Genomic DNA, 12134 nt, shown 5'->3' with positions numbered 1-12134 from the left:
CGCAGCACCCCGCATGTCTTTATAGGTCGTTAAATTTTTCGATCAACGTATCGTAGTGCTCAAGCCCTGAAGGGTGGCGCTCCATCTGGCCGCGCATACGCTCCCAGGTGGCATCCCGGGCAGCGTCTGAGAAGCGCTGTGCTGCTTCGCCTTCCAGGGTGATGACCTGCATACCATCGGCCTCAAGCTGAGCCTGTTGCTCCTTGGCTAATTCAGCCAGTTGTTCGGCGCTGTCGCGCTCATGCTCAATAGCGACTTCCTGAAGAATTTGCTGGGACTCTTCGCTGAGTTGGTTCCACTTGTCCAGGTTGACGATCACGCCCATATCAGTGGAGAAGAAGGCAGGGTCAACCCGGTAGTTAAGAAAACGATCCCAATTGAGGTCTTTCAGGCCAATCTGCGTCCAGCCGGTCGCGTTCACCACACCCCGCTCCAGGGCCGCGTAAACATCGGTGGTCGGTAGGCTGATTGGCTGTGCGCCCAGGTAGTCCTGGAAGAAGGCGTCATACACCGGGTTACTGCGTAGGCGAAGGCCCGAAACGTTTAGATTACCTTCGCCATCGACGTTGGGCTCATCAATGGTGTAGAAATTGTAGCTGACCCCACTGTCGAACCAGCCCAAATAATAGGTGCCCATCTTCTCTTGGTGAATTTCATTGAGCAGGTCGATGCCGCCATTTTCACGCGCGTAGATCGCATTGGTATTAGAGGCCACCATGGCATCGCGCTCTGGCACGGTACCGGCATAAAAGCTTGCCGCGGTATAGGCCATATCCACCACGCCGTTGCGCACTGCATCAGGCTGCTCGGAAAGGCCGATCACTTCAGGTCCGCCACGCACGTTAATCTGCACCACGCCTTCACCGCGCTCGTTTACTTTATCGACAAACTCCAGAAAGCTCTGGGTATAGATGAGCGAAGGGGGAAAGGCATGCACGGCGGTGATTTCATCAACGGCCAGCGCTTGAGCGGAAGCTAGGGCGGTGAGCATGCCCAGGGTAAGCGTTACTTTTTTCATTCGTTAGTCTCCTGCACGAGGTAGTCTGCGTTATAGCGTTTATTGTTTCTGTTGCGTTCTTATAAGTCGTTTTATAAAGCTGTTTTTGGTTAACCTTTTTTATAAACGTCTGCTGCAAGCGTGCGTGCTGTTTTTATTGAAACTCATTCTGGGAGTAGCCATTGCTGCCACTACCCTTTACTTATAATGGCGTTTTCTGGCGGCTGAGCCGATGTCCAGGGAAACTGTGCTGAATACCGAGTGGCAAAATCGGTAATGGTGTCAGCATGCTGGCGGGTCATATCAATGTCATCCCAGCCATTTAGCAATTTAGTGCGCCAAACAGGGCTAATCGAAAAACTGACCTCTACTTCTGCCACACGGACGACCTGCTTCTCTAAATCAACGTGTATCGCCGCCGGTGCATCGCCTAGGGCAGCCAGCAAACGCTCGGCATCGTCCTCTTCCACCACCGCAGGCAGTAAGCCGTTATTGACGGCGTTCGACGCAAAAATATCACCAAAGCTCGGTGCCACCACACAGCGAAAGCCGTAGTCGACCAGCGCATAAACCGCCGCTTCACGAGATGACCCCGCGCCAAAATTGCGCCGACTAACCATCACTTCGGCATCATTTGCGTTAGGGCGATGAAGAATAAACTCGGGGTTAGGTGTGTCCTGCTCATCGTGGCGAACGTCGTAGAGCAGAAACTGACCGTAACCGACACTGCGCGGTTCTTTCATAAAGCGCGCAGGGATGAGCTGATCGGTATCCACGTTAGCCGCAGCAAGGGCAACGCCAAGGGTGTCTAGTACGGTAATCGGTTGCATTAGTGCGCTCCTGAAGCCTGAACGGATGAGTCACTGCCCGCCGTTAACGTCCGCACATCGGCCAGCCGTCCACTGACCGCCGCAGCGGCCACCATCGCAGGTGACATCAGATGCGTACGCGCCCCAGGCCCCTGGCGACCCTTGAAGTTGCGGTTGGTGGTTGAAGCACAGCGCTCGCCGCTTGCCACCAAATCACCGTTCATCCCTACGCACATGGAGCAGCCAGAATGGCGCCACTCAAGACCCGCATCGATAAAAATGCGGTCTAACCCTTCAGCTTCGGCTTGGGTTTTGACCAGTGTCGAGCCGGGCGAGACCATACCGGGCACGCGGCTTTTCTGACCCGCCAGCACCGCCGCCGCAGCGCGCAAGTCTTCAATACGCGCGTTAGTGCAAGAACCGATAAATACCCGGTCAATGGTTATATCAGTGAGCTTTTGCCCCGCCGTTAACCCCATATAGGACAAGCTATCTCGGGCTTGGCGCGCTTTCGCCGGATCGCTCAACTGGTCAGGATCAGGCACCGCCCGGTCGATCGGCAACGCTTCTTCCGGCGAGACGCCCCAGGTCACTGTCGGCGCAATCTCATCGGCATGCAGCGTCACTTCAAGATCAAAGCTGGCGCCTGGGTCGCTATAGAGCGTGGACCAGTAACCACAGGCTTGATCGAAGGCATCGCCTTTCGAGCTCCAGGGGCGCTCGCGCAAATAGTCGAAGGTGGTTTGATCCGGCGCGATCATGCCGCAGCGGCCACCGCCCTCTATGGAGAGATTACACAGCGTGAGCCGTGCCTCCATGGAGAGCGAGCGAATCGCCTCTCCGGCGTACTCGATGGCGTAGCCTCGTGCACCATCGGCACCCAAACGGGCAATCCAGGTGAGCGCGATATCCTTGGCGGTGATGCCTTCGGCCAGTTGGCCTTCCACCGTGATGCGCATCACCTTGGGTTTACTTTGCCACAACGTTTGGGTGGCCAGCACATGGGCAACTTCTGATGCGCCAATGCCAAAGGCAATACTGCCAAAAGCACCATGGGTAGCGGTATGGCTATCGCCACACACCATCACCATCCCGGGCTGAGTGAGCCCCTGCTCGGGGCCTAGCACATGCACGATGCCCTGGCGCGGGTCATCCAAACCAAACAGCGTCACCCCATGCTGCTGGGTATTTTGCGAAAGCTGTTCGATCATTGAACGCACTTTGGGATCGGCAACGCCTGCCAAATCGCGGGCTAGCGTCGGTACGTAGTGGTCAGCAATGCCAAAGGTTAAATCGGACCGGGCAACGGGCAACGCACGCTCAGAAAGCTTATTGAACGCATGGAAGGAGCCTTCATGGACGAAGTGGCGGTCAATCCACAGCAGGCTTTGACCGCTGTCACTGCGGTGAACCTCATGGGCTTGCCAAACTTTGTCAAACAGCGTGGTTGGGGTACTCATTGTCTTCGCTTGTTGCCTCGGCCTTCGTTGGACTTATCGTTCTCACCCCAATACAACTAGCGCAATTTCACAACACAGGTCAAATGTATTTTTTGAAATTTTAAATCTGTATTAAATTTAATACATTAAAAAATCAACCAATCACACTACTCATCCTTCCCGTTGGTGGGCATTCCACCTACCTTGGGCTCCCAGTAGCGTGAGTGTTCATCGCCGTTTCGCTCCAGATCAATTTGGAAGCGATACCGATCCGGACGATAGAGCGCATCGAGATGTTCAACGCCTCGACCCTGCTCATCAAATACCACACGGGTCAGCGAGATCAGCGGCGAACCTACCGGTACATCCAGCGCTTCCGCGACCTCGTGGCTAGCCAACGTAGCGGAGATCGATTGGGAAGCGTGATCGACCTTCACACCGCTACGCTCAAGCAGCACAAACAGCGGCGTATTGGCTAAATCCATCTCGTTGTAGTGCAGAGCGATAGACTCCGGGACGTGGGTCACCAGATGGGAAAATGGCTTATCGTCGACCATGCGCACACGCACCGAACGCTGCACCTTGCCACTCGGCCCCATGCCCAGCCGCTCACGGATCATTTCCGGTGGCAGCACATAGGCAAACTCCAGCAGCCGCACTTGGGACGCTTGGCTCATTTTGACCATGTTGGGCATCAGGTTAGACACGCTGGCGGTCATCACCGTAGCGTCCAGCGGCTGCTCCAGCACTACTGTGCCCACTCCCGCCTTGCGCTCTACCATTCCTGCTGCTTGCAACGCCTCCATGGCACGCCGAACGGTGACTCGCGAAACGCCATGCTGCTCCGCCAGCTTATTTTCGCCTGCTAATTTACTGCCCGCAGGCAGCCGCCCACTCAAAATGGCATCTTTCAGTAGCAGATAAATACGGTGTGATTTGGTGCCACCCACCGCAGAGGTTTTTGCCTCACTCATCCATGCCTCTCCTCAGGATGTGGTTCAAAAAATTCATAACAGGCTTGACGCAGGGACAATAATAGACATAAAAATGTATTACATATAATACATATCGACAGCCAATCAATAACACAATTACTCACGCTTGAAAGCCATTATTACAGAACCAGCGTCTTTGGGTATCGCTTACCACACGATCTAAAAGGCACCGCTGGCATAAAGAGAATTGACGATGTCATATCCAGATAACCACAGCACAGAGCAGGTGCGCGCCTTCTTAACCGCCATGGAAGCGCGCGACCTAGCCAGTGCCAAGCGCTACCTTGCGACTCACGTGGTGATGCAATTCCCTGGCGCGCCGCCCATGCAGAGACTAAACGAGGTCGTGGAGTGGGCAAAAACCCGCTATCGCCGTGTGAGCAAAACATTTCACGCAGTAGATCAATGCTTATATCCAAACCACTGCGTGGTGGTCTGCCATGGCGAGCTAACCGTGGAGTGGCTGGATGGCAGCACGTCAACCGGCGTGCGCTTTATTGACCGCTTTGAATTAACCGATGGCCTGATTACCCGCCAGGACGTTTGGAATGACTTGGCGCTAGCCGCTAGAACAAACAGCCACTGCTAACACTAAACGTACCTTTCGCTTACCCAATGACGAGATAGTTATGACACGCCAACATCACGCGAAACACCAGCCCGCCCAGCTTAAACAACAGTTGCAAGACAGCTCCATTGTGGTCGCTCCCGGCGTGTTTGATGCACTGGGCGCATCACTGGCCGAACAGGCAGGGTTTGATACCGTCTATCTTTCTGGCGCCAGCTTGGCCTACACCCAACTCGGGCGGCCAGATATTGGCCTGCTCAGCATTACCGAAATTTGCACCGCCATGTCGCATATCCGCGAACGTACCAACCTTTCCGTGGTGGTGGATTGCGACACCGGCTTTGGCAATGCCATGAACGTGATGCGCAGCGTGCGTTTGCTTGAACGCGCGGGCGCCAACGCCATTCAGTTGGAAGACCAGACCTACCCCAAACGCTGTGGCCACCTGCGTGGCAAAACACTGGTCTCCAAGAGCGAAATGGTGGGTAAATTGCATGCAGCACTGGACGCACGGGAAAGCGATAGCACGCTGATTATTGGCCGTACCGATGCGCTGGGCGTGGAAGGCACCGACAGCGCCATCGAGCGTGCCCAGGCCTACTATGAAGCGGGCGTGGATATGCTGTTTATCGAAGGTATTCGTAGCGATGAAGATATCAGCAAGATCATGACCCAGTTCAAAGGCAAAGTGCCGATCATGGCCAATATGGTCGAGGGCGGCGACACGCCGCTGCAGAACGCCCAGGCGCTGGAAGACCTTGGCTTCTCGCTGGTGATTTTCCCTGGCGCCTTGGTGCGGGCGATTACCCATATGGCCAGCCGTTTCTTTGCCACGCTGAAACAGGACGGTACTACCGATGCCTTCCGCGACCAGATGCTCGACTTCAAACAGCTTAACGACTACCTAGGCACCCAGGCGATGCTGGAACTTGGCGAGCAGTACGACAATCGCTAACGCTCGCTTCCCAACGCGTGCCAATGATTTATAAATTAATAACTTCAGGAGACGACCATGCAGACCACTGATAAAACGGCAAAAGAGATCTTTAACGACGTGATGGCCAACCCTCAGCGGGTGCCCTTTGGCTTTGGCAAGAAAGCCGTGCTGGTCAATGTAGATCCCCAAAAGGCCTACACCCGTACCGATCTCTTCAAGACTGCCTACGAAACCGACCCCAAACAGCTGGAGTACACCAACCAGCTGGCGCGCGGCTTTCGAGCAAAGGACTGGCCGGTGGTCTGGACCCATGTCGCCTTTCTGGACTCCGCTGAAGATGCAGGTGTATGGGGCACCCGCACCGATACCCCCGACTCACTGCAAAACATCAAGTACGATTCTGAGCGCGCCGAGTTCGACGATCGCTGCGAGATCGACCTCAGCCGCGACGTGATCTACACCAAGCGCATGCCTTCGGCATTTTTTGAAACGCCGCTGCAGTCACTGTTGGTATGGCATCAAGTTGACACGGTGATCATCACCGGCGGCTCCACCTCGGGCTGTATTCGCGCGACCGCCGTGGAGAGCTTGTCCCGTGGCTACCGCACCATCGTGCCGATGGAGTGCGTCTCCGATAAACACGAAAGCTACCACTACGCCAACCTGACCGACCTGCACCTTAAATACGCCGATGTCATGCCCGTTGCTGAGGTGCTGGCGTGGCTTGAGGGCGATGCATAAGGCGAGGAGCTAGCGATGAAAGAGTCATTAGGCGTTTACGACTACTGGGCCTACGACCAGCGCCCCAAAATCACCTGGCCCGGCGGAGCAAAGGTGGCCTTCTGGGTTGCCCCCAATATCGAGTATTACGAACTCGACCCGCCGCAGAACCCAAGCCGCAAGCCGTGGCCACACCCACACCCGTCGGTACCCGGCTACAGCATTCGCGATTACGGCAACCGCGTGGGCCACCAGCGCCAAATGGCCCTGTTGGATAAGTACGGCATTCGCGGCTCGGTATCGCTTTCCGTGGCGCTCTGCGAGCACCATCCCGAAATCATCCAGATGTGCAAAGAGCGCGACTGGGAGTTTTTTAGCCACGGCATCTACAACACCCGCTACACCTATGGGCTGAGCGAGGCACAAGAGCGGGCGATGATTCGCGACAGTATGGAAACCATTCACCGCCATACCGGCCAAGCCTGTGCGGGTTATCTGGCGCCTGCGCTTTCGCATTCCGAGCGCACCCTGGATCTATTTGCCGAAGTAGGCGAAGAGCTATTCGGCGCGCGGGGCGGGCTTTATACCTGCGACCTGTTCCATGACGATCAGCCAACGCCGGTCAGCGTTCGCTCCGGCAAGCGGTTTATCTCCATGCCCTACTCGCTGGAGATGAACGACACCATCGTCTACGCGGTGAATAAAGTAGAGCCGCGCCAGTACGCCACCATGCTCAAGCGCCACTTTGATCGCCTGTACTTAGAGGGCGCGGAGTCTGGCACGGTGATGTGCATTCCCACTCACAACTATCAGGTGAGCTGCCCCCACCGCATCAAGGCGTTTGAAGAGGCACTGGAGTACATCACCGGGCACCCGGATGTATGGGTAGCCACGGGCCGCGAAATCGCCGACTACTATCTCGAACACTATTACGATGCCGCCCTCGACAGCATCCAGGCCCAGGCCGCCACCGCACGCAGGGAGGGCTAATCTTATGGCATCCAAAGACATGGTGCTCAACGACGACTATCTCGACTACCCTTTACGCCGCCACGGCTACGACCACGACCGCTATGACTGGTCGATGCTGAGTGAACGTGCGCCCGTCACCTGGCCCGGTGGCAAGACGCTGGCGGTATGGGTCAATATTTCACTGCAGTTCTACCCGCTCAACCAGCGCGGCGAGCCGTTCAAGGTGCCCAACGGCATGACCATGCCCTACCCAGATCTGCGCCACTTCTCGCTGCGCGATTACGGCAATCGGGTGGGTATCTACCGTGTTTTGAAAGCGCTGGCCGCGCACAACATCACGCCTACCTTTGCGATCAACGCGCAACTGGCTGAGCAGACGCCCTATCTGGTGCAGCGCTTGAAAGAGCACGGCGGTGAATTTATCGCCCACGGCTGGAACATGGATCACCTGCACTACGGCGGCCAACCGATTGAAGAGGAAGCCGAGCTGGTCAAACGCTCCGTGGACACGCTGCGGCGGGTGACCGGCCAACCCGTTCGCGGCTGGCTAAGCCCCGCCAAGCACCAGAGTTTCAACACCCTGGACCTGCTGGCGGAAAACGGCATCGAGTACTGCGCCGACTGGGTGAACGACGATATGCCTTATGCTTGTGAAACCAACACCGGCAGATTGACCATGATGCCGCTGGCCACCGAGATTGAAGATCAGTTTGTGATGAGCCAGAACCTGCACTCGGAAGACTCTTGGGTGACACAGGTAAAAGACGCCTTCGATTTCCTGCTGGAAGAGTCCCGCGAGCAGGGCGGGCGACTGTTTGCGCTGAACCTGCACCCCTGGCTGGTGGGTCAGCCCCACCGAATTGCTTGCCTGGAAGAAGTGCTGGTGCATATCAGCGGGCACCCAGACGTCTGGCAAGCCCCAGCGGGTGAGATTCTGGATGTCTTCCACCAAGCTGCGGAGCAGGCGTAATGGCGATCATTCCCTACACACACGAAGGCTTTGATGCCCACCTGCCGCTGCTGATTATCGGTGCGGGGGCCTGCGGCCTGGTAGCGGCCCTCGCCGCCCAGAAAGCGGGCGTTGAGCTTGCTGTTCTAGAGCGCGACTCCCTGCCCCGTGGCAGCACGGCGATGTCGTCGGGGTTTATTCCCGCCGCCAATACGCGCTTTCAGCATGAGCTGGGCGTCACGGACTCTGCTGAGGCCATGGCGGAAGATATTCAGAAAAAAAATGGCTTTGAGGCCGACCCAGCCATCGTCGAACTGCTGGCCAGCCAATCCGGCCCAACCATCGAATGGCTGGCGGATCAGCATGGCGTGCCCTTTGAACTAGTAGAAGGCTTTCTCTACCCCGGCCACCGCCACCTGCGCATGCACGCCACGCCGAGGCGCACCGGGGAAGAGCTGATGGGTGCGCTGCTTAACGCTGCCGAGTCGGTGGGCATCGATATTTTGGCCCAGGCACGGGTAGTTGATTTGTACGTTGATGCCACACAGCGAGTGCGGGGCATTACGCTCGAACGCCCAGATGGTAGCCGCGAAACCATTGGTTGCGATGCGCTGATCCTGGCTTGCAACGGCTATGGAGGTAACGTGGAACTGGTGGAGCGCTATCTGCCGACGCTAAAAAATGCCTTGTATTACGGCCATGAAGGCAACCAGGGCGACGCCTTGCTGTGGGGTCAGGCCATGGGCGCGAGCACCAAAGACTTAGGTGCCTGCCAGGGGCATGGGTCACTCGCTACGCCCCACCAGATTTTGATTAGCTGGGCACTGATGATGCAGGGCGGCATTCAGGTCAACCTAAACGGCGAGCGCTTCTCCAACGAGCACGGCGGCTACTCCGAACAGGCGGCCAAGGTGCTGGCGCAACCTGATCAGGTGGCCTGGAACCTTTATGACGCCCGCATTCATGAATCCGCACAGGCCTTTGAGGATTACCGCAATGCCCAGGAGAGCGGCGCAGTGCGCAGCTTTGCCAGTATTGAAGAGATGGCAACTGGCTTGGGTCTGCCACTAACCACACTGCAGGACACCTTCGCGGAAATGCAGCAGCATGCCGAGCAGCAAACGACGGATACCTTTGGCCGCCGTTTTGAACCCGCCAACCTACTCAAACCGCCCTATTACGCTATTCGCGTAACCGGTGCGTTGTTTCACACTCAGGGGGGTTTAGAAGTGAATCGCACGGCCCGGGTGCTCAACACCCAAGGCCAGGCGCTGCCCAACCTGTTCGCCGCAGGCGGTGCTGCTCGCGGGGTTTCCGGCTCCAACGACAGCGGATACCTTTCCGGTAACGGGCTGCTCAGCGCTGTGGTGCTGGGGGCCGTAGCAGGCAGGAGTGCCGCTGAGCTGTTGCACTTACAGCTAAGCTCAGCGGTATTACCTTAACTGTCTAGCGACAGCATCGCCTCTGTCCACTGGCGCACGTCGGAGTAGCCGCGCTGCTCGAAAACCGCGAAGCCGCTAATGCTACGCGCTTTGAGCGGCGTAAAGACCGGCATGGTTAAACCGCACAGAAAGTGCGCCAGCCTCTGGGCATTTGGCGGCTGGCCCAGTTGTTCGGTGTGGCGCTGTATAAACGGAGCGGCAAAGCGCGTGAAGTCGTTATCCGGTAGCGTGGGTAGTGGCGGCGCTTCCGGTAGCCTAACGGGGTGCCCGTAACACACCGAACAGTGGCCGCAGCGGCCCTGCTCGGTGTCGGATGGCGCATCAAAAGTGCTATCGCCAAAGTGCTCGGCCAGCCGCCGCGTCAGGCAGCTCTCCGATTCAAACAGTGCCAGCATGGCCTGGAGCCGTTCGATCTCAATACGCTCCCGGTTCAGGCAATCTTCAAAAAGCTGCCTCGCCAGCGTCTCAATGGCAAAATTCGGCTGGCAGACCTCGTAAACATCGGTCATCCGCTTGCCTTCCAGGGTCAGCCAGCCTTTGTCCTGAAAGTACTCAAGGGCCGTAATCACGCGAGCGCGGGAGGCATCAATCTGCTGGGCCTGCCCGGCATGATGTAAGCGGTCAAAATCCACCGTTCCCCAGGTGCGGGCAATAGGGATATTGTCGACCAGCAAACGTACAAACGCCGCCCGCTCGCCTTTAAAACGGCCCACCAGCGCCTCCGCTTCGATGTGATAGCGCAGCCGATACTCGGCTAAAAACGCAAAGCGCGGGGCGATAATGCCGTGCATCTCCAGCCGCACCAGCAGTGTTTTCAGCGGCAGCGGGCGGATATTGGTATCCCGGGAAAGTGTATTGAGCAGCACTTCCCACTGCTGATCTGCCGCATTGCCTGACGCGCAGCCTGCCGCAGCAATCTCTTCCAACAGGCAGTAGATACCCGCGTATTCAGGGGTATCGCCGTAAACAAAGTTTTCCAGCACCCGCAGGCCATCGCGCCCGGCCATGGTCAGGCAGGTAGAAGGTTGTCCATCACGCCCTGCCCGGCCAATCTCCTGGCTATAATTCTCAATAGATTTGGGCAGGTCATAGTGCACTACATTACGAATATCGCCCTTATCGATGCCCATGCCAAAGGCAATCGTGGCGACAATGCAGGGCGACTCGCCGCCCATAAACTGGCGCTGAATCTCGTCTCGGCGGCTTGAATCCTGGATTCATAGAATAAGCGCAGCACTTTGGATCACAAGGTAGAGGCAGGAGGGCCAGCGCCGGTACCCTCTCTGCCTTACCTACCAAAGTGAAGCAGAGCATGGGATACCGACAACTGACCCAAATCCAACGATACCAAATTTTTGCCTATCTTGAGACCGGCATCAGCCAGCGACAGATCGCCCAGGCCATTGGTGTCCACAGCAGCACCATTAGCCGCGAGATAAAACGTAACGGTCTGACCCGTGGTTATGCGCCTGAACAGGCCCAATTGGTAAGTGATCAGCGCCGACGCACCGCCTGGAAAGTGACTAAACGACTACCCAGCCTGGTTCGCTGGGTCACTGGCCAATTGATGGACGAATGGAGCCCTCAACAAATCAGTGGTTTTATGGCCAATGCCAACGGAGTCTGCGTAAGCCATCAGTGGATCTATGCGTTAATCTGGGACGACAAGAAGCACGGTGGAACCTTATGGAAACGGCTCCGGCTGCCACGCCAGCGGCGCTATCAGCGCCAATTGGCTAAGCGGGCGGGGTTAGGCAAAATCCCGCACCGAGTAGGCATCGAGCAGCGCCCTGCCAAGGTGGAAGAACGGCGCCATATCGGACATTGGGAAGGCGACACGGTGCTTAAGGGCCACAAAGAATCCGGGCTGGTGACCCTGGTCGAAAGACGCAGTGGCTACCTCTTGGCAGCGCGGCTGCCAACAATCACCGCCACTAGAACGGCACAGGCGATGACGCGGTTATTGGCACCACGCCGAGGGGCAGTGCACACCATCACTTTGGATAATGGGTCGGAATTCGCCGAGCATCGGAAGGTTGCCAAGTCCGTCTCGGCCAAGATCTATTTTTGCGACCCGTACCGCTCATGCCAGCGTGGTACTAATGAAAACACCAATGGTCTGATTAGGCAGTATTTTCCTAAAGGTACTGACTTCCGCAAAGTGACCAATGCCGAGCTACGAAGAGTCGTCAATAAGCTAAACGATAGACCAAGAAAGCGGCTGGGATACCGAACCCCAGCCCAGGTGTTCTTAGGTGAATACTCAGGAGCGCTAGAAACCGCAGGTGCTGCACTTATTAGTTGAA

At 56.9% G+C, this 12134-nt stretch carries 12 protein-coding genes; 7 read left to right on the top strand and 5 right to left on the bottom strand.

Features of this window, described 5'->3' with window-relative positions; translation table 11 throughout:
* Window positions 1-19 precede the first annotated feature (19 nt).
* From dctP to ACXUPB_RS02770, 4 genes are all read right to left on the bottom strand, one after another.
* Complete coding sequence (gene dctP / locus ACXUPB_RS02785) at window positions 20-1018, bottom strand: TRAP transporter substrate-binding protein DctP (protein WP_472955217.1); 999 nt, start codon at window positions 1016-1018, stop codon at window positions 20-22.
* 170 nt (window positions 1019-1188) lie between these two features.
* Entirely contained in the window at window positions 1189-1827 is a 639-nt protein-coding gene (leuD, locus tag ACXUPB_RS02780) for a 3-isopropylmalate dehydratase small subunit (RefSeq protein ID WP_472955215.1), read from the bottom strand.
* Window positions 1827-3266 carry a 3-isopropylmalate dehydratase large subunit gene (gene leuC, locus ACXUPB_RS02775; protein WP_472955214.1) on the bottom strand — a complete coding sequence of 480 codons (1440 nt, stop codon included), beginning with the start codon at window positions 3264-3266 and terminating at the stop codon, window positions 1827-1829. The genes leuD and leuC overlap by 1 nt, the downstream gene beginning before the upstream one ends.
* Window positions 3267-3412: 146 nt before the next feature.
* Window positions 3413-4219: a GntR family transcriptional regulator gene (locus tag ACXUPB_RS02770; RefSeq protein WP_101147356.1), complete on the bottom strand. Its 807-nt coding sequence runs from the start codon at window positions 4217-4219 to the stop codon at window positions 3413-3415.
* 214 nt (window positions 4220-4433) lie between these two features.
* Between ACXUPB_RS02770 and ACXUPB_RS02765 the strand changes: the two genes are divergently transcribed.
* Genes ACXUPB_RS02765 through ACXUPB_RS02740 form a run of 6 tightly spaced genes read left to right on the top strand, consistent with a single transcriptional unit; the run spans window position 4434 to window position 9828 of the window.
* On the top strand, window positions 4434-4829 hold the full coding sequence (locus ACXUPB_RS02765; RefSeq protein WP_472955212.1) for a nuclear transport factor 2 family protein: 396 nt from the start codon (window positions 4434-4436) through the stop codon (window positions 4827-4829).
* Between the two features lie 40 nt (window positions 4830-4869).
* Window positions 4870-5763: an isocitrate lyase/PEP mutase family protein gene (locus ACXUPB_RS02760; protein WP_339934282.1), complete on the top strand. Its 894-nt coding sequence runs from the start codon at window positions 4870-4872 to the stop codon at window positions 5761-5763.
* A 57-nt stretch (window positions 5764-5820) separates the two neighbouring features.
* A complete protein-coding gene (locus ACXUPB_RS02755; protein ID WP_472955210.1) occupies window positions 5821-6486 on the top strand; it encodes an isochorismatase family protein in 666 nt (221 codons plus the stop codon).
* Between the two features lie 15 nt (window positions 6487-6501).
* Complete coding sequence (locus ACXUPB_RS02750) at window positions 6502-7455, top strand: polysaccharide deacetylase family protein (RefSeq protein ID WP_335597508.1); 954 nt, start codon at window positions 6502-6504, stop codon at window positions 7453-7455.
* 4 nt (window positions 7456-7459) lie between these two features.
* Entirely contained in the window at window positions 7460-8407 is a 948-nt protein-coding gene (locus ACXUPB_RS02745; protein WP_472955209.1) for a polysaccharide deacetylase family protein, read from the top strand.
* Window positions 8407-9828 carry an FAD-dependent oxidoreductase gene (locus ACXUPB_RS02740; RefSeq protein WP_472955208.1) on the top strand — a complete coding sequence of 474 codons (1422 nt, stop codon included), beginning with the start codon at window positions 8407-8409 and terminating at the stop codon, window positions 9826-9828. Before ACXUPB_RS02745 ends, ACXUPB_RS02740 begins: the two co-directional genes overlap by 1 nt.
* On the opposite strand, the gene ACXUPB_RS02735 is transcribed toward ACXUPB_RS02740, so the two are convergent.
* Window positions 9825-11045, bottom strand: a complete 1221-nt coding sequence (locus ACXUPB_RS02735) for a RecQ family zinc-binding domain-containing protein (RefSeq protein WP_472956664.1) — start codon at window positions 11043-11045, stop codon at window positions 9825-9827. The genes ACXUPB_RS02740 and ACXUPB_RS02735 overlap by 4 nt on opposite strands.
* 95 nt (window positions 11046-11140) lie before the next feature.
* On the opposite strand from ACXUPB_RS02735, the gene ACXUPB_RS02730 reads away from it, so the two are divergent.
* Window positions 11141-12133 carry an IS30 family transposase gene (locus tag ACXUPB_RS02730; protein WP_350359360.1) on the top strand — a complete coding sequence of 331 codons (993 nt, stop codon included), beginning with the start codon at window positions 11141-11143 and terminating at the stop codon, window positions 12131-12133.
* The last annotated feature ends 1 nt before the right edge of the window (window position 12134 follow it).

The organism is Vreelandella sp. DA03-1M, assembly GCF_055725665.1.
This window is presented reverse-complemented; position numbering and strand designations above follow the sequence as displayed.